Annotated in this window: 21 protein-coding genes and 1 pseudogene; 5 read left to right on the forward strand and 17 right to left on the reverse strand. The window is 58.0% G+C overall.

Annotated features, from left to right (window positions below):
• Window positions 1-858 (reverse strand): transposase (locus IVB12_RS07570; protein ID WP_247297314.1); only part of this gene is annotated, 858 nt, incomplete at its 3' end.
• A gap of 116 nt (window positions 859-974) precedes the next feature.
• Entirely contained in the window at window positions 975-1,583 is a 609-nt protein-coding gene (locus IVB12_RS07575) for an Ada metal-binding domain-containing protein (RefSeq protein ID WP_346658488.1), read from the reverse strand.
• A gap of 54 nt (window positions 1,584-1,637) precedes the next feature.
• On the opposite strand from IVB12_RS07575, the gene IVB12_RS07580 reads away from it, so the two are divergent.
• Window positions 1,638-2,867 carry an MFS transporter gene (locus IVB12_RS07580; protein WP_247297315.1) on the forward strand — a complete coding sequence of 410 codons (1,230 nt, stop codon included), beginning with the start codon at window positions 1,638-1,640 and terminating at the stop codon, window positions 2,865-2,867.
• A gap of 2 nt (window positions 2,868-2,869) precedes the next feature.
• On the opposite strand, the gene IVB12_RS07585 is transcribed toward IVB12_RS07580, so the two are convergent.
• A complete protein-coding gene (locus tag IVB12_RS07585) occupies window positions 2,870-4,897 on the reverse strand; it encodes a GAF domain-containing protein (RefSeq protein WP_247297317.1) in 2,028 nt (675 codons plus the stop codon).
• 415 nt (window positions 4,898-5,312) lie between these two features.
• Between IVB12_RS07585 and IVB12_RS07590 the strand changes: the two genes are divergently transcribed.
• A complete protein-coding gene (locus IVB12_RS07590) occupies window positions 5,313-5,885 on the forward strand; it encodes a tyrosine-type recombinase/integrase (protein ID WP_247297398.1) in 573 nt (190 codons plus the stop codon).
• A gap of 88 nt (window positions 5,886-5,973) precedes the next feature.
• Here IVB12_RS07590 and IVB12_RS07595 read toward each other — a convergent pair whose 3' ends face one another.
• The 3 genes and pseudogenes from IVB12_RS07595 to IVB12_RS07605 form a co-directional block, all read right to left on the reverse strand.
• A complete protein-coding gene (locus IVB12_RS07595; RefSeq protein ID WP_247297319.1) occupies window positions 5,974-6,933 on the reverse strand; it encodes an ABC transporter substrate-binding protein in 960 nt (319 codons plus the stop codon).
• A 646-nt stretch (window positions 6,934-7,579) separates the two neighbouring features.
• Window positions 7,580-7,942 carry a hypothetical protein gene (locus tag IVB12_RS07600; protein WP_247297321.1) on the reverse strand — a complete coding sequence of 121 codons (363 nt, stop codon included), beginning with the start codon at window positions 7,940-7,942 and terminating at the stop codon, window positions 7,580-7,582.
• Window positions 7,943-8,344: 402 nt separating this feature from the next.
• Window positions 8,345-8,596: pseudogene (locus IVB12_RS07605) on the reverse strand (transposase); the annotation flags it as partial.
• A gap of 252 nt (window positions 8,597-8,848) precedes the next feature.
• Between IVB12_RS07605 and IVB12_RS07610 the strand changes: the two are divergent.
• Complete coding sequence (locus IVB12_RS07610) at window positions 8,849-9,481, forward strand: hypothetical protein (protein WP_247297323.1); 633 nt, start codon at window positions 8,849-8,851, stop codon at window positions 9,479-9,481.
• Here IVB12_RS07610 and lspA read toward each other — a convergent pair.
• On the reverse strand, window positions 9,393-9,884 hold the full coding sequence (lspA, locus tag IVB12_RS07615) for a signal peptidase II (RefSeq protein ID WP_247297325.1): 492 nt from the start codon (window positions 9,882-9,884) through the stop codon (window positions 9,393-9,395). The two genes, IVB12_RS07610 and lspA, sit on opposite strands and share 89 nt — an antisense overlap.
• Window positions 9,885-10,170: 286 nt before the next feature.
• On the opposite strand from lspA, the gene IVB12_RS07620 reads away from it, so the two are divergent.
• The gene (locus IVB12_RS07620) at window positions 10,171-11,154 is read left to right on the forward strand and encodes an ABC transporter substrate-binding protein (RefSeq protein WP_247297327.1); all 984 of its coding nucleotides are present in this window, start codon (window positions 10,171-10,173) and stop codon (window positions 11,152-11,154) included.
• A 189-nt stretch (window positions 11,155-11,343) separates the two neighbouring features.
• Entirely contained in the window at window positions 11,344-12,339 is a 996-nt protein-coding gene (locus IVB12_RS07625; protein WP_247297329.1) for an ABC transporter substrate-binding protein, read from the forward strand.
• 387 nt (window positions 12,340-12,726) lie between these two features.
• On the opposite strand, the gene IVB12_RS07630 is transcribed toward IVB12_RS07625, so the two are convergent.
• The 10 genes from IVB12_RS07630 to IVB12_RS07675 form a co-directional block, all read right to left on the reverse strand.
• Window positions 12,727-13,983, reverse strand: coding sequence for an adenylate/guanylate cyclase domain-containing protein (locus IVB12_RS07630; RefSeq protein ID WP_247297331.1), 1,257 nt, complete (start codon window positions 13,981-13,983; stop codon window positions 12,727-12,729).
• Complete coding sequence (locus tag IVB12_RS07635) at window positions 13,980-14,375, reverse strand: response regulator (RefSeq protein WP_247297333.1); 396 nt, start codon at window positions 14,373-14,375, stop codon at window positions 13,980-13,982. The genes IVB12_RS07630 and IVB12_RS07635 overlap by 4 nt, the downstream gene beginning before the upstream one ends.
• Window positions 14,372-16,972 (reverse strand): cache domain-containing protein, encoded by a 2,601-nt coding sequence (locus tag IVB12_RS07640; protein WP_247297335.1) that lies wholly within the window; start codon window positions 16,970-16,972, stop codon window positions 14,372-14,374. The genes IVB12_RS07635 and IVB12_RS07640 overlap by 4 nt, the downstream gene beginning before the upstream one ends.
• A gap of 169 nt (window positions 16,973-17,141) precedes the next feature.
• The gene (locus IVB12_RS07645; RefSeq protein WP_256467098.1) at window positions 17,142-17,918 is read right to left on the reverse strand and encodes an ABC transporter substrate-binding protein; all 777 of its coding nucleotides are present in this window, start codon (window positions 17,916-17,918) and stop codon (window positions 17,142-17,144) included.
• 396 nt (window positions 17,919-18,314) lie between these two features.
• On the reverse strand, window positions 18,315-19,280 hold the full coding sequence (locus IVB12_RS07650) for an ABC transporter substrate-binding protein (RefSeq protein ID WP_247297339.1): 966 nt from the start codon (window positions 19,278-19,280) through the stop codon (window positions 18,315-18,317).
• A 153-nt stretch (window positions 19,281-19,433) separates the two neighbouring features.
• Window positions 19,434-20,438: an ABC transporter substrate-binding protein gene (locus IVB12_RS07655; RefSeq protein ID WP_247297341.1), complete on the reverse strand. Its 1,005-nt coding sequence runs from the start codon at window positions 20,436-20,438 to the stop codon at window positions 19,434-19,436.
• A gap of 613 nt (window positions 20,439-21,051) precedes the next feature.
• Window positions 21,052-21,384: a hypothetical protein gene (locus tag IVB12_RS07660; protein WP_247297343.1), complete on the reverse strand. Its 333-nt coding sequence runs from the start codon at window positions 21,382-21,384 to the stop codon at window positions 21,052-21,054.
• Between the two features lie 291 nt (window positions 21,385-21,675).
• Window positions 21,676-22,494, reverse strand: a complete 819-nt coding sequence (locus IVB12_RS07665; RefSeq protein ID WP_247297345.1) for a nodulate formation efficiency C protein — start codon at window positions 22,492-22,494, stop codon at window positions 21,676-21,678.
• 33 nt (window positions 22,495-22,527) lie between these two features.
• A complete protein-coding gene (locus IVB12_RS07670) occupies window positions 22,528-22,890 on the reverse strand; it encodes a hypothetical protein (RefSeq protein ID WP_247297347.1) in 363 nt (120 codons plus the stop codon).
• A gap of 46 nt (window positions 22,891-22,936) precedes the next feature.
• Window positions 22,937-23,887 carry a restriction endonuclease gene (locus tag IVB12_RS07675; RefSeq protein WP_247297349.1) on the reverse strand — a complete coding sequence of 317 codons (951 nt, stop codon included), beginning with the start codon at window positions 23,885-23,887 and terminating at the stop codon, window positions 22,937-22,939.
• Window positions 23,888-23,892 lie beyond the last annotated feature (5 nt).

Below are 23,892 nucleotides of genomic sequence, written 5' to 3' on the forward strand. Positions count from 1 at the left end.
GTGCCCATAGAGCAGCCAGGCGAGCATCTCGGCCGAGCCATAGCCGCTGTCACCGAGGAGCCGGCTCGGATAGAGATCAAACCGCTCCAGCGAGCGCTCGATCATGCGCTTAGCGGCCAATACCTCCGCCTGCCGGATTGCGGTCGTTGCCTCAACATCGACGATGATCGCGTTCTCGATGTCGATCAGGTAGTTCGTCGAATAGGCGAAAAACGCTTGGCCGCCGTGCGCCCCCGTCCAGCGCGCCGCCGGGTCGGAGGGCGATACGAACTTCGGGGTAACCTCGGTCGCAGCTCCGAAAGCGGCATCATCAAGGACAGCCAGATACTCGTCGATTGCTCGGCCGGCAGCCTCCGGCGGAAGTCCCTTATCGCCTTCGATCCCCTTCTGCCGATTGGCATCGGCCTTGATTAGGCTCGCATCGACTGCAAATCCTTCACCGCCGACCAGTCGTTCCTCGATGCAGCGCCGCAGCACGCTCTCGAACACGCGACGGAAGAGATCGCTCTGCCGGAAGCGGCCATGCCTGTTCTTGGAGAATGTCGAATGATCCGGCACCACCCCATCCAGACCGAGCCGGCAAAACCACCGGTAGGCCAAATTGAGGTGAACCTCATCGCACAGGCGCCGTTCCGATCGGATGCCGAAGCAGTAACCGACCAGGAGCATCCGGATCATCAGTTCAGGATCGATCGAAGGTCGGCCGATGCTACTGTAGAAGGGTGCCAGGTCCTGCCTGATCTCTTGCAGATCGACAAACCTGTCGACCGATCTCAAGAGATGGTCGGCGGGAATATGCTTCTCGAGCGAGAACTCATAGAACAACGCGGTCTGTTCGACTTGCCGATGCCCCATCATGATCTTCAGTCCTGCCAATTAGACAGACTGAATCACTGCTATCCTTGAGTCGCAACTGCCGCCTTTTTCAACAAAATCGGCCAGCAGCAGACGTCGGGAAGACCCGTGTTAGCTGATCACACCTTCTCCCGCCGGATCGCGGTGGGCGGGCGCTTGTACACTTCCGCAAACACGGTGTTGAAACGCCGCAGGCTACGGAATCCTGATCTAAGCGCAACCTCGGTCATCGGAAGCTTCGTCTCATCCAGGAGACGCTTCGCCCGTTGAACACGCCCCGTTCGCGCGACTTGGGCGGGACTTGCGCCTATATATTTCTCAAACAGTCGCGATAGATGGCGCGATCCGATACCGAGACGCCCCGCTAGTGCTTCGACGCTGCCGTCGTCCAGCGCGCCACTGCAAATCAAACGAAGGGCGCGCTCCACAGTGGTCCGCGACCCTTTCCACGCAGGAGAGAACGGTGCGGTTTCGGGGCGGCATCTGAGGCACGGTCGAAATCCGTCCTGCTCCGCCGCAGCTGCCGAAAGATAAAATGTCACGTTCTGCGCCTTGGCGGGTCGCACGGGACACACGGGTCTGCAATAGATCCGCGTTGTTCGGACGCCCGAGAAGAACAGGCCATCGTAGCGACGGTCGCGGTTCACTCGAGCGTGTTCGCATTCGGCCGCATCGAGTGTCTTGATGTCTGTCAAGAACGACGACGGAGTCCGATTCCGGCGAGCCACAGCACGCTCCAATTGCTACCGATCATCAACTTACCAGCATGAATGAGGGAGACAATGGGCGACGAAAAGCATTTCATCGGTTGGTCGGTGGCATGGGCTGCCTTTACCCTGGCGGTGTTCGCCTGGGGCATCGGTTTCTATAGTCCTTCAGTCTTCCTCCAGGCTCTCCACGCCTCGCGCGGATGGTCGATCTCGGAAATCTCAGCCGCCATTACTTTCCACTTCCTGCTGAGTGCGCTCTTAGTGGCGTATCTGCCAGAGATCCACCGCAGCATTGGGATTGCCGAAACGACACTGGGCGGAGCTGTTCTGATGGCCGTCGGGCTGATCGGATGGTCTGGTTCGTGGGAGCCATGGCAACTCTTCTTGGCGGCTATTCCAAGCGCGGGAGGCTGGGCAGCGACTAGTGGTGCAGCTCTGAACGCCATAATTGCCAGATGGTTCGAGCGCGATCGTCCGAAAGCGATGAGCGTGGCATTCAACGGCGCGAGTGTTGGGGGTGTTCTGTTCGTGCCTTTGTGGCTCTTTTTCATTGATCGGTTAGGCGTCCAAACCGCTGCGCAGGCTATCGCCATTGTTGCTGTCGGCGTTATGGGGTGGCTTTCTGTCCGATACTTCAAATTGTCTCCGGCCAGCTTCGGTCTCGGCCCCGATGGCGACGAAGTGCCTACAGCTGTGGTGAAACCGAGGCCGAGACTATCCCGCTCGGAGATAGTTCGGATACCGGGGTTTTTCACGCTTTCAGCGGCGTTTGCCCTTGGATTGTTTGCGCAGATCGGGCTCCTGTCGCATTTGATCGCTCGGCTGACACCCGATGTTGGTGTGACAAGTGCGGGCCTGCTTCTCAGCCTAGCGACGGTATGTGCAGTGATCGGACGGACTCTGACAGGTTGGTGGATCGGAGATCACGACCGGCGGATCGCCGCTGCCATCAATTTCGCTGTTCAGACCATAGGAGTTCTGCTGCTCATCTTCGGCAACGGATGGGCCGTACTGACGCTCGGCTGCATTGTCTTCGGACTGGGGATCGGCAACCTCACATCTCTGCCGCCATTGATCGCGCAGAAGGAGTTCGATCGTGAGGATGTCGTGGCGGTGGTTGCCCTGATCGTTGCAATCAATCAAGCAGTTTTTGCGCTCGCCCCAGCCACTATTGGAGTTTTCCGGGATGCGAGTTCGGGTTATGGGCTGCCGTTCGGGATTGTCGCCTGCAGCGAGCTTTTGGCCGCGATGGTAGTCCTCCTCGGGCGTGCGGCGGCCGTCTCCTCGAGAAAGTCGGCTTAGGGTCAAACTGCGACTTCGAACCTGTTGCTGGGCTGGTCTGGTCTACGCTGGACAGCCGACGCTGCGATGGTTCCCGTGAAGGTCAGCAGCGGGCCATAAGCGGTCATTCGGACCTCGGGGGGGGCAATGCCGTTGTCGCGCGGCAACGTAATGATGAACTCGGTAAAGACGCCAGGCTCGGTCTCGACGTCGATCCGGCCCCCGTGCTGCTTGACGATGATGTCATAGGTCATCGAGAGTCCGAGCCCCGTTCCTTCCCCGGTCGGCTTTGTGGTGAAGAAAGGATTGAACATCTTTTCGCGTACTTCAGGCAGGATGCCGGTGCCGTTGTCGCGAATACGGATTTCGACTGTCTTGCCGAGGTTCCTCGTGGAAGCGCTGAGAACTGGTTCAAAGCTCTCGTCGCCCGTTTCGACCTTGCGCCTAGTCGCGGCATAGAAGCCGTTGGAAATTAGGTTGAGCAGCGCCCGTGTGATCTCCTGCGGATACAGCTCGACCGCTCCAGCGCGCGGGTCCAGGTTCTGCCGCAGCGTGATGGTGAAGCCTGACTTCTCTGCTCGCGCGCCGTGATAGGCGAGATTGACGCTGTCCTCGACGATTGCATTGATATCGGCAGCCCGCTGCTCGCCGCTTCCCTCGCGCGAATGCAGCAGCATGTTCTTGACAATGGAGTCGGCTCGCTTGCCGTGCTGCACGACCTTTTCGAGATTTTCCTTCAGCAGTTTGGTCAGTTCGTCGACCTCCTCCCGCATCGTGTCGGTCAGCGCGGCGTGCTTCAGGAGATCGTTCAGTTCGTCCGTTAGTTCTGCGGACAACGTCGAGAAATTGTTCACGAAGTTGAGCGGGTTCTTGATCTCGTGCGCAATGCCGGCGGTGAGCTGGCCAAGGGAGGCGAGCTTCTCGCTCTGGATTAGGCGGTCCTGCGCCGTGCGCAACTCGTGGAGCGATCGTGAGAGGTCATCGGTTCGCTCGCGCAGTTCCTTGAGCAGCCGCGTGTTCTCGATGGCGATCACCGCTTGTGCCGCAAAATTTTCCAGCAACTCGACCTGCTTGTCGCTGAACTCTTGCACCTCCTTGCGGTAGACGGCAAAGGCGCCGACAAGCTCGCTCTCCTTGAGCATCGGCACAATCAGCACGGTGCGGGCTGCGGCGACCTTGTAGATCAGATCGTCGGGATGCTCGGTGGCAATATCGGCAATGTGAACCAGCGCCTTGGTCTCCACGAGGCGCCCCAGCGAAGGCGCCCCATCAAACGGCGCGATGAAGTGTCGCGGCGTTTCCTGGTCGGGCGCATACGATTGCGGCACGTTTTGCGCGGCCATTCGCGCCACCCGCCGCAACCTGTCGCCTTCGTACAGGAGCAGCGTCCCAAAACTGGCGCGGCAGATGCCCACGGCATTTTTCAGCATGGCCTCGAACACCGGCCCAAGCCCGCCAGGCGAACTGGATATGACTTGCAGCACTTCCGACGTCGCGGTCTGCCGCTCCAGCGCTTCCCTGGTTTCGTTGAACAGCCGCGCGTTCTCGATCGCGATCACCGCCTGATCGGCGAAAGCTTTCAGGAGATCGATCTGGCGCTGCGGGAAGGTGCCTTTGGCAGCCCGCACCAGCGCGATCGCGCCGACCGGGCGGCCTTCCTTCAGCATCGGCACCGCCATGATGCTGCTGATCTTCATGATATCGGGCACGTTGCCCTGGTCGTACTCGGGGTCGGCCCGGACGTCGGGTACCTGCTCGACCTTGCCGCTCAGGATCGCACGGCCCGCACCACTGCCCCGACCGGGGCGCATCGGATAGAAGTGCTGCAAGGCCTCGATAACCTCGCGCGAGTATCCGTACGAATGCATGAAATGGATGAATTCGCCGTCGAAGCGGAAGACGTTGCAGAACGCGGCCTGGCAGAGGCGAGCCGCGCTCTCGGCGATCGCCTCGAACACCGGCTGCACGTCGGCCGGCGAATTTGCGATGACCTTCAATATCTCGGCCGTAGTCGCTTGCTGCTCGCGGGCCTCCTGCAACTCTTTGGTCACATCGGAGATCGGAGAAATGCGGCGCCGATTTTTAATGGGCTTTTTGCGGCCGCCCATAGAGTTCGCCTTGCGGGATTTCGCCGCGCTCCTCTTGCCGCTCGTTTTTGATGGCCGCGCCATATCTTCCCCGGGGCTCAGGAGGCGCATCTTATCGGGTCAGGCCACAATTCTGGAAGGGCGGGTATAGCCAGAATTACCCCTTGCCAAATGGCCGGGCCGATGTCGGCTCCGGGTCAACCGCGACGGACTGGAGGCGACCCCACAGGGCCGCCATGACTGCAAGTCTCTGAAAGCAGACACAATCTGCCAACATCACGCATGCTCGATGACCTCAGAACCCGAGGAGTACGAACATGCCTGACGAAGAGAGCCTCGCCACCCCGTCCTCCGTCGCACACCCTGGAATAAGGGCAAGCTGATCGGAGCCAAGCCTCCGCTGCGGCCAAACCAAGTCTGGTCGATACGAACCCGGCTCCTGATCGAAAGACGGACCCGTGATCTAGCCCTGTTCAACCTTGCGATCGACAGCAAGCTGCGAGGTTGCGACGTCGTCACCTTAAAGGTCGAAGATGTCGCTCCAAATGGCTACGCCGTCGACCGCGCGACCGTCCGACAGAAGAAGACGGGAAGACCAGTCAAGTTCGAGTTGACAGATCAGACTCGTCAGGCCGTTGATGACTTCCTACGCGCAGCCGATAGGAAGTCAGGCGAATACCTGTTTACTGGGCGCCGCGGCCCGAACCGGGCCATGACAACCCGTCAATATGCGCGCCTTCTCGCCGGATGGGTGGCAAGCATTGGGCTCGATCCAAGGGTTTTTGGCACACACTCACTACGCCGGACCAAGGCAACGCTAATTTACAGGCGCACAGGAAACTTGCGAGCCGTGCAGCTCTTGCTCGGCCACACCAAGATCGAAAGCACGGTCCGCTATCTTGGCATCGAGGTTGATGACGCGCTCGCTATTGCCGAACAAGTGGATGTCTGAATCACCTGGGCAGAGCGGACATGCTCTGCCCATCAGTTATCGGCCACCTCGGGCCACGACCGGACTCATGCGTCGCAGCAAGAAAACTCTATTCGATCACCTCGTCGGCGTGAACGAGCAACGCGGGCGGCAGTTGCAGGCCCAACTGCCGTGCAGCTTTTTGGTTCACGACCAACTCAAATTCGGTTGGGGCTTGAACAGGCAGTTCGGCAGGATTGGCACCGCGCAAAATTCGATCAACATAGGATGCTGCGCCTGCGAAAATCTTCTCGATTTTCACCCCGTACGACATTAGGCCGCCGGCCTCGCAGAAGATGCGAAGCGAGTAGATCGCCGGTAGCCTGCACTCTGCAACCAGCGCAGTAAGCTGAACACGCCGCACAGAAGTGATCGCATCTGACAGAAAAATGAGTCCACTATTCGGCTTATCCTTGAGCGAGCGAATAAGACGATCAATGTCGGAGCTATCGCCGCTCGGTGTTTCAATCGAGTCAATCCCTTCTTTGCCCGCGACTTCATCAATTGATTTGCGAAACGCTGAGGAATTGTTGCCCGGTTCAGGGTTATTTACGATCCCTATGTGCTCAACGTTTGGCGCCACTTCCTTAATCAGCGCAACCCATTTGCCGCCGAGGGACGGTTCAAATGGCGTAAAACCAGTCACGTTGCCCCCGGGCCTTGAGAAGCTCTCGACATAACGCATTCCGACTGGATCGCTGACCATCGCGAAGACGGTCGGGATGTTAGAATGTTCGGCATGCAGTGCGGCCATAGAGGTGTTGGTCGCCACGAATAGAAGATCCGGCTGCAAAGCGAGCAGTTCCCGGGCATATGCCTGTGAGAGATTGGTATCGCCGCGAGTTATTCGAGACTCGATCTGGAGATTTTGGCCGAGCATCCACCCCTTCTCTCTGAGGGAGGTTTCGAGAAAGCTACCTTGACCTGGCTCGGAAATGAGAAACCCGACACGACGCGCGCGGCCTTGAGCGCTCGCGCCGTTGACGTTGGCGAGCATCGCAAGACCGAGAATGAACTCCCGCCTCCTCATGCGCCCACCTTAGATTTCAGATGCGCTAATGGTATCGCGCCGCAGAAAAGGTGGATAGGGGTCTGTGTCCGCGTTGGGTCACATGCGGGCGTCGCGGCCATATGCGTCCTTGGTGCGTTTGTACCCTGCAAGCCGACGTCAGGGCGTAGAAGCAGAGAGACAGCTTCGGGCACAGAAGCGGCCTACAGTCGTCCATTGACGATGGAGTTTTGCAATCCTTAACCGTTACTTCAGCGGTGAGATCACGTCCCAAACAACCCGATCCCCGCCATTGAGTATAGAATATGACGTCTAGGGCGAGAGGCAATGCAGTGACTAGGGTGACGCTGAAAACGAGCTACCAAAGACTGTCGTTCGCTGCGGCCTGATGGCCTTCTATTTGCGGCCGAATGTGCAGTGGCGAGTGACTGGCCGAAGATGCCCGACGGTCGCGTGTTGATCGATGTAAGGGCGCGCGCTTGGCGTTGCCAGAAAAGGGAAGCGATGTTCGTACCATTAGGTTTCTGAGCGACAGCAAAGACATGGTCCGGTCTGGTGACCAAGGATCGGAACTGACGCTCGAACGGTTTCTTAAAATTCACTTTAGCGAGCCGCTGCAGCGCTAAAATTGAGACGTTCTATCTCCCGCGCGGAGCCGTCCTTTCAATCAAAGGACGGTTTCGGTCCGCTTGGCATGTCCGGCGGTCGGCTCACCAAAATTTGGGCATACGATGCGATCGGCGCGGGAGAGGTGTTCCAATTCAACAGCACTCTCGACCCGTCGAGCGTGCGCCCGCCGGTGGCGCAGGTTGAAACTGTCGACAGTGTCATTCTTCAAAACAAACCAGGCTATATTTCGCGGCGCTCCGTCATATTGTGCCGTAAAATTCAGGTCCACCGACTCATTTCCGAGGTGGGAATGCTTTTCCTCGAAAAAGTCCACATCGGACGGCTTGAGAGCAAGAACCTCTGCGCGCGTCATCCCGATATAGGAGCCCTTAATCTTTGTCGGCTCCGCAGCTGCAGCCATGCAGTTGGCGCTTGATATCACGATGAGCACTATCATAATCGCGCGCACGCTGACGCAGAGTGTTCATTGATGCGCGGCCGCCGGGCGGCGCTGCTTGACTCTTAGTTCTTGTTTCGTTCTATTGGGCAAAATCCCAGGTCCGAACATGCCCACACTCGAGTACGTCCGCTCGGAAATCGAGCACATGCGCTCGCAGATTAGCCGCCAGCGCAAGGAAATCCTCCAGCTTCAGCGCGCCAATATCTCGACCGCGTGCGCCGAAGCGCTTCTTTTGCGAATGCAGGCCAAAGTGGAAGGGCTCTGCGCCGAGCGAGATCGGCTTACGAGCGAGGAGAGGGGTAAGCAGCCAACCTATGCTTCCGGCAAACCTCTGAAGGGCACTCCAGCTCACCGCAGGGCTTGATCATGAGCAGCGGCAAGCGCGTCTATGATACGGCGCCAGACGCCAGCTCGCCGCCACCTGACGAAGCGGTTATAGCAAGTGGTGTACGGACCAAACGCTTCCGGCAGATCACGCCAGGGTGCTCCTGATCGCAAACCCCAGAAGATGCCATTGAGGACAGGACGCTCGTTCACCCAGGGAACGCCGCGCGGCTTGTTTGGCAGCATCGGCTTGATGGCAGCCCATTCATCATCGGCGAGTTCGTAGCGCATGATTCGAGTCCCCACGTTTGGGAGCTTGAATCATGAGCGTCCGGCCAAACACAACGCTGTTGGCTAGCCGGGCTCGGGCGCTTCCGGGGAAAAGCGGACGTCAACCAGCCGACACCCCCGCGCTGAATCGCTCGAAAATGACTCGCAGCCTGACATCGGGACCTATTGGCGGTCTTTCGGACGGCGATGTCGATTTCGGACCAACGAGATGCTATCCATCATCCAAACGAGAATCGACAATCGGCGGCTTGAATGAATGAACCTTTGACCGAGCGCACGGTGGTTATTGGAAACAGTGGCTCTTGTAAGAGTACGTTGGCCAAAGCCGTCGCCGATTTGGCCCATATTCCAGCGATTGATCTCGACCTGCTGCACTGGGAAGAAGGTAGCTATGGCCTGAAGCGCAATGAAGAAGTTTCGCGAAAGATGGTTCTGGATGTTTCTGACCAGCCGCGCTGGATTATCGAAGGCGTCTTCGGATGGCTTGCTGAGACGGCCCTTCCCAAAGCCACCGCTCTCATTTGGCTAGATTTGCCGTGGAGCGTTTGCCGCGCTGGGCTATTGGCCCGCGGCCCGCGGCGAGGAGCGACAAATGATGACGCCGCCGAATTGATGAAGTGGGCGGAGGCTTACTGGACCCGCCAGACACCGTCCTCGTTTGCTGGCCATTCTAAGCTGTTCAACGATTTCTCCCGTACTAAGTTGCGCCTGGAGAACCAAGAACAAGTTGCCGAACTGCTCGAAAACTTGCGACGCCACGACACGACAATGATTAAAGTGTTTAGGGCTTGGCCTGCTAGACCTTACGAGCCGCCAGAGCGGGAAAGAGAGCCGCTAACAGCATTAATCCGATCCCTAGATCTATCGAAACATCCGCGACGTTGAAAACCCAGACGAACCGAAGTTTCGATGCATCGAATAGATCGACGACAGCCCCCAATCGAACACGATCGATGGCGTTACCAAGCGCTCCCGCGCTGATGAAGGCGAACCCAAGAGCGTTCAAGATCGACGTCGATCGGCGCAACGCAAGTCCCAGCAAAATTGCCGCGGCGGTCAGGCCCAGAGCGGCGAGCGCCCAACGTGAGAACTCGCCGTAATCCGGGATCAGTCCAAATGCATTGCTCCGATTGAACAATAGTGTGACGTCGACGGCGCCTGGCAGCTTAATTTTTGTGCCAACGACGCCCAGAGCATGAAGCGCCCACCGCTTTGTGAGCTGATCGAGACACAGCATTACAAATGCAGTCATCACAGCGACGGTGCCCACGGTCAGACGGCTGTTCAAAACCAGCTCCCAGTTTCGCGTACGCACGCATCCCCGAAAGCCTTGTATCAGACGAATGTAAAGAAGCGACACCGACAATGTCGGCTGTTGGCCCATCGCTGCCCAGCGGAATGCTCCGTGCGGCGTCGGCTCTCGGGTGTAGAGCGGAAACTGATTGCAGCGGTCTGGACCGCCGATTTTGACCCATCTGCGACATGGACAGTTTGAAAATTTGAGCGCAAATTGACGTTAGAGCCGTCTCCTCATCGCGGCTGCAATTGCTTTGCGGCTTAGCTTGGAGCGAGAAATGCGACGGCGAGAGTTCATTCGAGGAGTTGCGGCTGTTTCAGCGGCGTGGCCAGTTGCTGCGCGCGCGCAGCAAGCTGCGCAGCCATTGATCGGCTTCCTTAGCACGCGCTCGCCCGAGGAAGCCACGATTCACATGAATGCGTTCCGCCGCGGGCTCGAACAAACGGGCTATATCGAGGGTCGTAACGTCGCCATTGAGTATCGCTGGGCAAAGGGCAATTACAACCAGTTGGGCCTCCTTCTCGCCGATCTAGGCAGCCGACCACTGTCCGTGATTGTTGCCACGGGCGATCCGGCCGCACAGGCGGCCAAGGCTGCGGGCCTCGGTGTACCGCTTGTTTTCGTCGTGGGGCAGGATCCAGTGCGCGCCGGTCTGGTCGCAAGCATGAACCGGCCCGGTATGGCCACTGGGGTAAACTTCTTCACGGGCGATCTGGGCGGCAAACGACTGGAGCTTCTCTGCACGATGGTTCCCTCTGCTCGCGTGCTGGGGCTTCTGCTCAACCCAACCTTCGGGAAGGAAGCGTTCGACGAGTTCCGACGCTCCGTAGTCAGCGCAGCTCAGTCGCTCGGCCGCCAGTCGGTCGTGCAGAGCGCAACAACGGATGCCGAGGTCGAGGCTGGCTTCGCGGCGCTGATCAAAGCTGGCGCCGCTGCGCTGGTGGTGCAGAACGATCCATTCTTCGACTCTCGGCGGAGCCAGATAATTGCTCTCTCGTCTCAACACCGGTTGCCCGGCATCTTCCATATCCGGGAGTTTCCGGCCGACGGCGGGCTGATGAGCTATGGCGCCAGCCTCGCCGACACCTACCGCCAAGTCGGCGTGTATACCGGCAAGATCCTCCGCGGAACGAAATCGGTAGATCTTCCAGTCCTGCGGCCGACAAGGTTCGAACTGGTTATCAACATGCGGACCGCGAAAGCACTCAGCCTTGCGGTACCACAATCCATCCTCATCGAAGCCGATGAAATAATTGAGTGAGATCAGAGAAGTCCGGAATTGGCCCTTCGCAGCCGTCTGGGCGTGGGCTGCCCATTCCCTAGTTGAGGACAGACCGGACCTGTCCAGACATCAGCCAGTTTCCCATTTTCTGATAGCGAAGCTGGTTTCAGCCTATCAAGGTACTCGTGTTAGCCGATAGGATGCTGTTTCTCGACTGTGAGAGAGCCTATGAAGCGGCGAAAAGCGCTTGGTGTTATCGGCGGAGCAGCGGCGTGGCCGCTCACGGTGTTGGCGCAGCAACCCAAGCACGTTCCTCGAATTGGCTTCCTGGTGACAGGCTCGATCGAATCTCCCGAGGCGCGCGCATCGCTCAAAGCTTTCGGTCGAGGTCTACGCGAATACGGCTATATTGATGGTCAAAACGTCCTCGTAGAGGTCCGAGCGGCGGACCTGAAGGTCGAGCAATTTCCGGCTCTGGCGAGTGAACTGGTCCGTCTTAACGTCGATCTCATCGTTGCCTCGAATTCGCTCGCCGCGCGCGCCGCACAGCAAGCGACCACTACTATTCCAATCGTCGTGCCGGTTATGGGCGATCCTGTCGGTGACGGGCTCGTTGCCAGCCTCGCTCGACCGGGAGGGAACATCACAGGCTTAACTTTCCTTGGCCCGCAGCTTGTCCCCAAGCGCCTAGCCCTGCTCAAGGAAGCGCTACCTACGATTTCGCAGGTCGCCGCCCTCTGGCATCCCGGTGCCTATGGCGAGCGCACGATGAATGACATGATGAACGAAGCAGAGGCGGCGGCACTGGCCCTGGGAGTTCACCTTCGACTTGTTGCCGTGCGCGTTCCCGATGATTTAGATCGCGCCTTTTCCAAGGTTGCCGAACAACGGGCGGATGCCCTTCTCATCTTTCCTAGCCCGATGCTTTTCAATCAACGAAAACGCATTGTCGATCTCGCGGCAGAGAATCGGCTGCCATTAATGGCTATGGGCAAAGAGTTTGTACAACTCGGCGGGTTCATGTCCTATGGAGCGGATATTACCGACTTCAACCGGCTCTGTGTCGCCTACGTGGATAAGATACTTAAAGGCGCGAAGCCTGCTGAGTTGCCCGTCGAACAACCGACCAACTTTGCACTTTTTATCAACCTCAAAACCGCAAAGACACTTGGCGTCGAAATTCCTCCCTCGCTGCTGGCCCGCGCCGACGAAGTCATCGAATGAGAGAGATTGCTTCCGAGTTTGGCCCATACCGACGAATACCAGCTTCCGTCCACATGTCAGCTGTGGAGGGTAGACCGGAAGTGACCGGCAGAGGGCAAGACCGATGCGATTGACCCCAAACGGACTTTGCCGCTCCGAGATGGCCCTTGTGGCAATCGTGCGCTCACGGACCTGGCGACGGAATTGTCTCAGCAGGCGTCCCGGGATGACGAGGCGCAGTTGCTTGGCAGGTTCGACGGCGAACAGGGCCCGATCTAGCGGGGGCGTTTCGTCGAGGACATCGCTGTCAGTCTCGAGCGTCGCGTCAGTGGGGATCAGGTAGTTGGTCCCGTCGAGTTCAATTCCGTGGCCGGCATAATAGCCCCCCGCAACTTGCCAAGAAGCAAACTATTCGAGATGCATGCGTACGCCCTTTGCCCCATTGAGCAGGCGTTTTAGGTGGAAGCCGGCGAGAGGATCATCCGCGTGGAGACCTACGAGAGCGGCAAAAGCTGCCATTGCGGCGCTATCGTCCGCTTCCAACTTGGCGAAGGCCTCGGTGTACCGCGCCGCAGCGTCTCCGGCTAAAGTCGCAGCCGGCAGCGGTTCGTAAGCTCGCAGTGGCGCGCTTCGCCCACGCAACACGAGATCCCCAACGGGGCGCCCCTGAAAGTTCTCTGCCGTATTGGCAACCGCCGCGCTGACGCAAATGCGCGTCCCGAGGTGCTTGTTGACGGCTTCCAGCCGAGCTGCCGTGTTGATGGTGTCGCCATAGGCCGTGTAGTCGAAGAAGCGGCTGCCGCCAAAATTGCCGACCAGCGCAGGGCCGGCATGAACCCCGATGCGGGTGGCACCGAAATTCACACCCTTGTCCTTCCAGCGCTTGCGAAAGCCCTCGGCCCAGGCGTCCAGATCGTAAGCGCAGGCGACCGCGCGCGTTGCGAAATCCGGCTGATCGCCGGGTGCATTGAACAGCACCTGGATGGCATCGCCGATGATCTTCGCAACCGTTCCTTCGTGCTTGAACACGATGTCGGTCATCCCGCCGACATACTCGTTCAGCAGCGCGCCAAGCGTCTCAGGCGCCGCACTCTCGACTAGGGTCGTGAAGCCCGTAATATCGGTGAAGATCGTCGCAATGTCCCGCCATTGCACGTCCATGCCATTGCCTTCGCTATTGGCCAGAGCGAGGCGTCTGGCGATCTCCGGAGAGAAATAGCGTGACAGCGAGGCATGGGCGCGCTCGGCCTCCGCCTGGCGCAGTCGCGCCTCGCGCAACATCTCGACATGGCGGAGGGTTTTCTGGATCGTGGTTTCGAGATCGGCGAAGTCGATCGGCTTGGTGAGAAAATCGAAGGCGCCGCGGTTCATCGCTGTGCGGATATTGTTCATGTCGCCATAAGCCGAGACGATGATGGTCGACTTCTTGTCCTCCGCTTCCTGCAGCTTCTGCAGCAAGGACAACCCATCCATACGCGGCATGTTGATATCGGAGACGACCAGGTCGACATGAGGATGCTGCTCGATCGACTCCAGCGCCTCCACGCCATCGTGGGCGAACACGAAGGAGACGAGACCATCGCGGATCTGCCTGCGAAATTTCTGCAGGACGAGGACTTCGAGATCAGGCTCGTCATCAACGACCAGGATAACCGGCGTGGTCATGCCGCGTGCCCGAGCCTGCTATCGATCTCGTGTCGAAGCAAGGCAAAATCAACCGGTTTGGTCAGGAGCCCAATGGCCCCGCGTTCGATCGCCTTCTTGCGCGTCTCGGCGTCGCCGTAAGCCGTGATCATGATCACGGGAACGTCCGGACGCTGGGCGCGCACTTTCGGCAGCATGTCAAGCCCGCTCATGCCTGGCATGTTGATGTCGGACAGGATCAGGATCAGGATCAGCGAGGGATCGCGAACCTCGACAGCGCGCTCAAGCGCTGCCTGCGCCGACGGTGCAAATTCCATTTGGAAGCGGCCGGCACGCAGGTCGCGCCGGAACTGCTGACGAAACAGCGCCTCAACGTCGGGCTCGTCGTCGACCACCAGAATGTAGACGCTCAAGTCCTGCCTCCCTTATTGCCTTGTTCCACCAGCGCTCGTGGCAGCGTAATGACGAATTCGGTAAATGCACCAGGCTCAGTAACTACGTCGATCGTGCCGCCATGCTGTTTGACTACGATGTCGTAAGTCATGGACAGGCCGAGACCGGTTCCCTCGCCTGCCGGCTTGGTGGTGAAGAAGGGATTGAACATCTTTTCTTTCACCTGCGGCGGGATGCCGGTACCATTGTCGCGGATCCGGATCTCGACGCTGTTGCCTAGATTTTTCGTGCCGGCACTCAGCGTCGGCTCGAAGCCCTCGCCCTCGCTCTCCTTGCGCTTGGCGGCCGCGTAGAAGCCGTTCGAGACCAGATTGAGAAAGACGCGAGAGATCTCCTGCGGATAAATATCGACCATGCCCGCGGCTGGATCCAGGTCACGCTTGAGCGTGACATTAAAGCCCGGTTTTTCGGCGCGCGCGCCGTGATAGGCGAGGTTTAGGCTCTCCTCGACAATCGCGTTGATGTCGGCGGCGCGGTGCTCGCCGGAGCCTTCGCGCGAATGCAAGAGCATGTTCTTCACGATCGAGTCGGCACGCCTGCCGTGCTGCACCACCTTTTCGAGGTTCCCCTTGAGAATGTGGGTGAGTTCGTCGACTTCTTCCTTGGTTTTGTTGTCAAGCTCTGCCGATTGCAGAATGCCGTTGAGCTCGTCGATCAATTCTGTCGACAGTGACGAGAAATTATTGACAAAGTTGAGCGGATTCTTGATCTCGTGCGCGATTCCGGCGGTGAGCTGGCCAAGCGAGGCCAGCTTCTCGGTTTGGATCAGGCGGTCCTGCGCAGTGCGCAACTCTTCGAGAGAGTGGGACAACTCCTCCGTTCGTTTGCGCAACTCGGCCAACAGCCGTGCATTCTCGATTGCGATCACCGCCTGGGAGGCGAATTGCTGAAGCAGCGCGATTTGCTTCTTTGAAAATGAACGCTTCTCCTGCCGGAAGATCATGACATTTCCGACGACCCGGGCATCCTTCTTCAACGGCACGGCGAGGAGACAGCGCGCTCCCCCGAGATCGACCAGCGCCCGCCGGTTAGACTCACCTTTTCGATAGGCCTCAGATTCGAGAAGATCGGCAATTTCGACAAACTCATCACCTTCCAACAACTGCGCTGGCGCAGTGCCTGGACCGTATTTTAGGGGCTGCCTCCGCCGATAGGAGTCATAGGCAGCAGGAAGTCCGCGGGTTGCGGCGGTGTGGAACGACTGGCCATCAAATGTATTGAGCACGCCAAAATCGGCCTCACAGAGCTGCATTGCCTTATCGAGCATGGCATCGAACACCGGAACCAGGTCCCCTGGTGAGCTGCTGATCACCCTCAGCACTTCGGCCGTCGCGGTCTGCTGTTCAAGCGTTTCCCGCAACTCAGCGGTTCGTTGCTCGACCTTTTTCTCCAGGCTGGCATACGATTCCTGGAGCCGAGCGCCCATTTCGTTAAATTGATCAGCGAGACCTTCGAGTTCGTCGCCCGTCTTGATTGAGATGCGCTGGGAAAAGTCCCCACCACCAAGCCGCGCCGCTCCGTGGCCGAGCGCTTTGATAGGTCCCACCATGCGTCGAGCCAGAAGGATTCCCGCCAGCACCGCGAAGATCGAGGCGCTGAGCAGTACGAGCGCAAGCCGCTTGAGCGCAGCATAGAGCGAGGCGTAGGCCTCCTCCACTGGCAATTCCACGAACATGGTCCAGCCGAGTGGGCTGATCGGCGCGGACGCAGTTAGCACCTTCTGACCCTGAATATTGGTTGCTTCCTGCAGTGCGTCCGGCATGGTCCCACCGCCGGCTTGCGCGGCTTGCACCTGAGCGAGACGAGACATGTCGGTGTTGCGCAGCACGAGACTGATATCGGGATGGGCGATCAGGCGCCCCTGCGAGCCGACCACATAGGCATGTCCATGCTCGCCAACCTTGATCTGCGAGACCACATCCCAGATCAGCTTCAGGTTCACTTCCGCGATGCTGACGCCGCCGTCCTTGCGCGCACCGGCGAGAGCCAAGGTCATGTAGGGCTCTGACTCCCGCCGGAAATAGACCGGGCCGTAGTAGATCTTATGGGCCATAGCCTCGGCAAATTTCGGATCCTGCGACAGGTCGACTCCGCTGTCGATCACGTTCATCGCGATTCGCGACACGCGCAGCCGTTCCTTGCCTGTCGAATCAACCTGAGCAAGCTCGGTGATGGCCGGCACTTGCCGCAACAGCCGAAGCGCGTCGAAGAGGCGCTGCTCGGCCGAACCCGCCGACCAGGGCAACTGGGTGGTCCAGCCGAGCTGGCTCTCGATCTCCTTGACGAATTGGCCAATCTTGGCAGCCGCCGCCTCAGCCTGCTCATGCTGGATTCGGATCAGGGCGGCCTTGTGCTCGCGGTAATAGAAAATGACCTCAAAAACGCCGTTGGCGAGCAGCGCCATGCCGACGACCGCCACGAACAGCGCAACATATTTGGTGAACAGCCGTGTCCTAATCTTTCGATGACCGCCCACCGCGGGGGTGGCGGAATCCGCCGGAGCGGAGCTGGGCAGCGGTCGGAGCTGCGACGTGTCAGGGTGAAGTGAAATGCTCATTCAAACGAGCCTAACGAGATGGCCGGAGCTTGTCTTCTGTGGCAACATATAAATGGGCGTTTCGGGTCGAAGAGCGCCATTCGCAAGTTCGTCGAACTGCTTCCGGTTTGCCCCTGGTAGACCGAGAGTTCAAAGCCTCCTCCGAAGTTCGCATTCGCGCCAGAAGCGGTCAATCGATCAATTCATCGGCCGCGACAAGAACGGGCTGCGGCACTGCGAGGCCAAACGCCTTGGCCGACTTCGAGTTGATGACGAGTTCGAACCTCGTTGGCCGCAATACCGGAAGGTTGTCGGGTTTCGCTCCGTGCAAAATCTTGCCGGCATACACACCAAGTTGGCGATACGTATCGGAAAGGCTGGCGCCATAGCTCATCAGCCCGCCATCGGCGGGATACTCTCGAATGTGGAAGATGCCGGGCAACTGATGACCCGATGAGAGTGCCAGTATCTGCCTCCGTCGGGAGTCGAAGAACGGATCGTTCTGCACGATGAGAGCAGCAACGCCGGCCTCCGCGAGCAGGCCGAAAGCCGCTTCAATTTCGGCGTGCGTGGTCGCGGCCTGTACGACGAGCTCGCGGCCAAGGGACTGGGCCGCTCTGGCCACTGCCTGCTGATGCTGCTCGACCACTTCAACCCCAAAGCTTGGGTTGACGAGCAAGCCCACGACGCGTGCGCCGGGAACCATCGCGCAGATAAGTTCCAGACGTTTGCCGCCCAAATCCCCTGTGAAGAAGTTTACGTCCGTTGCGGCGCCGGGCCGGTTCATACTGGTGACTAGCCCCGCGCGGACGGGATCCTCGCCGACGAGAAAAACAAGGGGGATCGCCGGGGCCACCGATTTGGCCGCGCGTGCAGCTGGATCCCCCGCTCCCACAATCAACGAAATCGGCTGGTTGGCCAGTTCAGCCGCCAACGACGGCAAGCTGCCATAGTCACCCTGCCCCAGCGATACTCGATGTTGATACTACGGCTTTCAACATAACCCATCTCTTCGAGGCCACGCCTAAAAGCATTCGTGTGTGCTGCCGCTTCATCGGGCGAACGCGTGCTGAGAAAAGCAATGGTCGGGGCCGTCTGTTGGGCTGTTGAAATAGCAGGTAGAACAGCCGCAACACCCAACCCTGCTATGAAGTCGCGCCTCTTCATTAGCGCCTTCTCCTCAGCCCTCCGTCCCTAGCTTACGTCTTAACACCACGTTGCTCAACTTCCGAATTGGGTCAATCTAGTCAGTTTGGCGCTTTGCCAGCCAGTTGCGGTCTGTCCCAAAAACTCCGGACGTGCCGCTGCATCGCACTGAGTGAAGCGATGGGCCAGTTTCGGACTTATGTGCCGTAATATGGCGCTATTCAATCACCGTATCGGCAGACGCCAACAACATCTCCGGTACTTTCAAATTAAGCGCTCTTGCCGTTTTCAGATTGATGCCCAGCCTGTATTTAGTGGGCTGCTCGACCGGAAGATCTGCTGGTTTGGCCCCGCGTAAGATCCGAGCAGCAAAATGAGCAGCATGATGATATTCGGCAAAGATACTCGGGCCATAAGACAACAGTCCACCCGCTTCGGGAAAGGAGTCTGCGAAACTGACTGTCGCCAGTTTGTTCTGTAGCGCGAGCTCAGCTATCTGCTGCCCGGCTATATCAAAAAGAGGGTTGCTCGTCAGGGCGATCGCTTGCACGTTGGCGTTCACCGCCGCGGCAATCGCGCTCGGGAAATCGCTCTGTCCGTGTACTCCTATTACCTGAAGTCTGACCTGCATCTTAGCTGCCGCAGCTTTGGTCGGCTCTACAGAAAGGGAAGCCGTAGGATCGTCAAGGTTGTAGAACACCGCCGCCCGTTCAAGAGTGGGAACGATCTGAATCAGTAACTCCAATCGCTTTGCACTTGCCTCCGCTGTCAAAATACTAATCCCGGTAACATTTCCGCCCGGACTTGCGAGGCTCTCAACTAGTCCCGCCTTGACCAAATCGCCCGTGAGGCAAACGATGGGGATCGTGCTAGTCGCGTTTTTGGCGGCCTTTCCAGCGACCGCTCCCGAGGCGAAGATCACATTTATACCTTGTGAGATGAAATCAGAAACGGTCTTTGACACTGCTTCCGGGGAAGCGGCCCTTGCTGGATTTCCAACCACTATGACCGTATCGCCATCGATAAGGCCAAAGTCGCGCAACCCGCCCTTGAACTCATCTATTGCACGTTGGTTAAGTGAGCCAACAATTCCGACCTTCGGAATGCTCTTAGATTGAGCTAGCGTGGCAGCCGAATAGGCGGCGAAAACACTCAAAAGGGTGAGAACCTGACGCCGCCTCATTCAAACCTCGTTGAACGTGTGACGCGTGCCGTCCGTAGCTAATAAAACTGCACAAGCCGACCGAATACAATGAACCCTTATGTCGCAGTGGGGTCGGGCCCCGGAAGAACTTAGGTTGAGCATAGCGTGTTCCGGACTTGAGCACTTTGCGTGTTATTCGATCACCTCGTCGGCGCGGGCAAGGAGCCGTGGCGGGATCTCAAGGCCGATCTGCTGGGCTGCCTTCGTATTGAGGATGAATTGAAACTTCGTCGGCTGATAAAACGGAATTTCGGCAGGGGTCTGGCCTCGCAATATTCTAGCGATTTGACTTCCCGCGTAACGGAACGCGTCGAGTAGATCGATGCAATAGGCCATAAGCCCGCCCCCCACTACCAAGTCGCGGAATGGATACATCGTTGGAATTCGAGCGCTCGCGGCAAGAGTAGTCAGCGTTTTGACATTCGCATTGTGATCCGCCTCGTCGGATACGAGAAGTGCGTCTACTTGGGCTTTTTGCATCCACGCGAACGCTGCTGAATAGGTCTCCTTGCTGAATGACTTTCCAAGGTCCACATGCTGCAATGCCATTCCTGACTGTTGGGCCGCCTTCCGCAGGGCTGCACCCGTCGGCCTGCTCCAATTTTCATGCGATGACAGATATCCAACTGCCGATACTTTTGGCCGCACTTCGACCAACAACGTCAGCCGTTTTCCATACAGCTCTAAACCGGCATCGACAGTCACGCCTGTCAGATTAGTGTCGGGCCTGGCCAAACTGGGCACGAGCCCCTCGGAGATCGGATCATCTATGGTCGCAATAATCGGAATGGTCGTTGTGGCAGCTTTAAGCCCTGAGACCATCGGATACCCGCTAGTGAATATGGCGTCGGGGTTGGTGTCCACAACAGCTCGCGCGAGATCGGCATAGCGGCCTGTGTGACCTCGCCCTGAGTAGAGATCGACGACTAGGTTTTCTCCATCGACGAAGCCGCGCCGGCTCAGTTCGTCGAGAAGTGACCGGAAGTAAGGTTGAGTTTTGAGTCCCTCAACGGGGCGTGCGGGTGAGACTAGCGCAATTCGTCTTCTTTCTGTCGATCTGACGGTCTGGGCATGCGCTTGCCTAGTCAGGGCCAAGGCGGTGACTGCCGTACCCGTAACGAACTCCCGCCGTCGCATGACTCCCTCCTAAAAGTCCACGCCCGGTACGAGTTGGAGACTACCACGTTGTCGCATCCTCGGTGAGGCTGATTGAAAGTCTTTCCTCACGGAGTGTTGGGCCGGTTTAGGTCACAAGCAGCACTAGAAGCCATCCGACTCTGTGTTCGCTCTGCCGCTGATAGCCGACAAGGTGGTTGGCTAAGGGCGAGGTGGTTGGCGTACTGATAACTCCGCTGGTGCAGGTAAGATGCGGGATGGCGCATATGCGCACGCGGTCGAGATATTGGCGCGCTGAAGCTGGAGGATTTCCTTGCGCTGGCGGCTAATCTGCGAGCGCATGTGCTCGATTTCCGAGCGGACGTACTCGAGTGTGGGCATGTTCGGACCTGGGATTTTGCCCAAAAGAACGAAACAAGAACCAAGAGTCATCAATGAACAATCTGGTTAACTCTGAAATGCTCTGGAGGGGGCACTGCTGAGGCATGCCGGGGGTGGAGCCGGGGGTCGAACCCATCAGCGAGAAAACAAATCAACAATTTCAATCGCGGATGGCGGAGAGAGTGTCCGCCATTTGACATTGAATTTGCTATAGACTTTTAGTTTTTGGTCCTTCTCCACCTACCCCACGTCTTCACCTCCGGACGGCTTCCTTCCGCGCAGTGGCGAGGCTCTTTGCCAACATCCCTTTATCAACCGTCCCGCCATAACTCCCGGCGTGTAGATCAAGCGCCTTCACGAAAACCTCTATGAATGCCTCGATGTCGACCCAAGTCTTTTCCGCCATGTGGACCGGCCAATCATACATTGTACCGCTGCCGTGGTCCGTCGCTTCCAGCAACCGCGTTTTGTCAAAATGATAGTAGGGCGCGGGCTTCACCGCCTCAACGCCGTAGTCGGTCACTGACCACTGGTGATTCTGGAACAAAACCTTTGACGGCGGTTCGTCGTCATCATCGTAAGACATCGAGCATCTCCGGCACTAGCGAAGAGCGGTTTTTAAGGCCTGCCGAATTCGTTTGCAATTTCCATTCGCAGAGGAACCCGACTCCGACGCTTACCGAATTTCGCCACAGACACATGACCAGATGCCGGATGCCCGAAAACTTCCGTTGCGATCACTGCGAAGAAGAATTCATGCCTGAACAACTGGTCGTTCTTGACCCACCGTCTGGCCATGGCGAGCTGATTTGCGCGCGATGCATTGAGATCAAGCTCCGTCGAGCCATCGCGGCTTTACCGCGTGAGAATTGATTTATCACCTCAACGGCGATTTCAATCCCTGTGTCGGAATGCCTGCGCCCTCATTGGCTTTTCGGACCGCATCGAACGTCTCTTGCTCTTTTGGGTCCGCAAGGTCAAACCAAGAGCCGGGCGCATAGGTGGCGATACGCTTGGCAAAGAACGATTGCGGCTCCCAATCGTGCCCCTCGCGCTTCTCGAAAACGATGGCTCCGTCACGGGTGAAGTATCGAGGCCCAGCAATGTCGCAGTTTACCGACAGCTGAACACGCCACAGGTCGCCTTTAGCGGTCTGCTTCTCATCTACCCTCGGCAAGTAATCCACGCCTATCGGATCCCCGATAGTGCAACGGCCGCGTTTGAGAAGGTCCCCTAGCTTGCCACGCCCCGTCGTCACGAAATTGAAGTTGGCGGGGTCGTGCAGAAAGCGAAGGTTGACACCCTTTTCTTCGTCTGTAGCCTCGCTAGCGATCAGCGAGAGCGCGAACGCCTGCCAGCCCAATACCATTGTTTTGGCGTAGGGCGACCCCACCGTGATCGCGCCATCCGAATGCAATTCCCATAAGATCGTATATTCGTCGTCTGGTTTATCGGTGCGATCCCTCGCCCACGATAAAATCACGGACTCGCCCACGTTAGTCTTTTGACCGGCCTCCCATCCTCTCGGAACGAAGTGGGCCACCTTTGACGCCTTGACGATGATTTGTTCGGCGGTCTCGCCGTCTTGCGCTCGCCACTTGTTCTTGACGGTCTCAATAAGGGCTCTGTCGTCCGCATGAACATCGACGCAAGAAAGCACGAGAACCCCCATGCCAGTCAAAATCAATTGCCGCACTGAGGCCACTCCCGCTCCAGCAGACCGCTGGCGCTACGCCGGATCGATTGCATCCCAAAACGTCCCGAAGCCGAAACCGATGACAAGACCCGCCGGATAGAACCAAACGTCATGCGGATCAGGGGCACCGTAACGCAACAACGCCAAAACGCCCGCGCTGGCAAGCACTGCAACAGATGCCGCCATCGCTGATTGCGTCCACTCTTTGGCCTCCTGCACAAAGAAGCCGACAAGCATTCCAATCATAAAGCCGAGCAGCACCGCGCCGACAATCGCAACAGTGTCTCTATTGACCCACTCGAATATTAATGCGCCCAACCCGAGCAGCATTAGACCAACCCCGAAGCAGGCCGCACGCCGTCTTTCCTCTTTGTCCTTTGTGGCTTTGTCCGTCATGTCGCTGTTTATGGCTTGATCTTTAGAGCCGCCCGTCTCCCACTCTTCATAAGAACGTCGGAGTTTCAGCGTGCCATCCCACGAGAGACTCCATGTCGATCAAAATGAGCTTTTCCGATAGTTGGGCTGACTCCATTGCTTCTTCAGTAAAGGTGGATGTTGTGACGACGTAACCACGCAAAGCGTTCTGCTCTTCAATAACTCCCTTGAATTGCTGGATCGTAGGCCGCCCAACCTTATTGTCTGCGGAACTGCGCTTGCATTGAACAATCATCAAACCTTCCGGATGAATAGCAAAGCCATCAACGCCAAAGTCGTTCGACTTCCGCGTCGCCCAGGCCTCGAAGCCCGCAGCGTTGAAGAAACTCATGGTATGGCGTTCGAACTGGAACGGGTCCATGCCAAGTAGGTAAGCCCGCAGCGCGGCGTCCTCTGGCGGAACAGAAAAGCGGGTGGGGTCTATCGGCTGCTCTTTCATCGCGGCCTTCATTTGCGCGCTAGTACGTCGCAAACGCTCATCTTGGACTATGGCATCAATGACTTCAGCAATGTGGGGCCGCGCTTCTGGGTTAGTAACTACCGCTTCGATTATCGACGTAATGCCTGCCGCTCCGAGAAAGATCAGCAGTACAACTGGGACACCAAGAGCACCGCCAAACGCCGCGATACCGGCCGCTTGTCCCCCGACCAACGGAAGAGCAGCGAATGTCGCAGGTAAAGCGATCTTCATCGGCAACGGAAGGTCCGAGTTGCGGTAATTTGAAACAGCCTCCGAAACACTCTTCGCAATCGCGCTGATTGCAATCCGCGAATTGATTAGCGAGTTCAGCTTCTTGAATTTTTCGACCGGGCGCAGATCGCTAGCGACAACAGCCCGTGAATCGCTCAGCCATTGAATGGCAAACACCCGATCTTCCGCCCGCGTCGTATGTTTAATGGCTGACGCAAAGCGTCCAACAAGCCAAATCTTAATGCCTTCTGTAATTGCATCGAACATAGTTG

This window comes from Bradyrhizobium sp. 179 (assembly GCF_023073535.1).
Lineage (GTDB): Bacteria > Pseudomonadota > Alphaproteobacteria > Rhizobiales > Xanthobacteraceae > Bradyrhizobium.

Coding starts and splice junctions, on each gene's coding strand:
- IVB12_RS07580 (WP_247297315.1), top strand. CDS start 1,638: ATGGGCGACGAAAAGCATTTCATCGGTTGGTCGGTGGCATGGGCTGCC.
- IVB12_RS07595 (WP_247297319.1), bottom strand. CDS start 6,933: ATGAGGAGGCGGGAGTTCATTCTCGGTCTTGCGATGCTCGCCAACGTC.
- IVB12_RS07600 (WP_247297321.1), bottom strand. CDS start 7,942: ATGGCTGCAGCTGCGGAGCCGACAAAGATTAAGGGCTCCTATATCGGG.
- IVB12_RS07610 (WP_247297323.1), top strand. CDS start 8,849: ATGAATGAACCTTTGACCGAGCGCACGGTGGTTATTGGAAACAGTGGC.
- IVB12_RS07620 (WP_247297327.1), top strand. CDS start 10,171: ATGCGACGGCGAGAGTTCATTCGAGGAGTTGCGGCTGTTTCAGCGGCG.
- IVB12_RS07625 (WP_247297329.1), top strand. CDS start 11,344: ATGAAGCGGCGAAAAGCGCTTGGTGTTATCGGCGGAGCAGCGGCGTGG.
- IVB12_RS07630 (WP_247297331.1), bottom strand. CDS start 13,983: ATGACCACGCCGGTTATCCTGGTCGTTGATGACGAGCCTGATCTCGAA.
- IVB12_RS07640 (WP_247297335.1), bottom strand. CDS start 16,972: ATGAGCATTTCACTTCACCCTGACACGTCGCAGCTCCGACCGCTGCCC.
- IVB12_RS07650 (WP_247297339.1), bottom strand. CDS start 19,280: ATGAGGCGGCGTCAGGTTCTCACCCTTTTGAGTGTTTTCGCCGCCTAT.
- IVB12_RS07655 (WP_247297341.1), bottom strand. CDS start 20,438: ATGCGACGGCGGGAGTTCGTTACGGGTACGGCAGTCACCGCCTTGGCC.
- IVB12_RS07660 (WP_247297343.1), bottom strand. CDS start 21,384: ATGTCTTACGATGATGACGACGAACCGCCGTCAAAGGTTTTGTTCCAG.
- IVB12_RS07670 (WP_247297347.1), bottom strand. CDS start 22,890: ATGACGGACAAAGCCACAAAGGACAAAGAGGAAAGACGGCGTGCGGCC.
- IVB12_RS07675 (WP_247297349.1), bottom strand. CDS start 23,887: ATGTTCGATGCAATTACAGAAGGCATTAAGATTTGGCTTGTTGGACGC.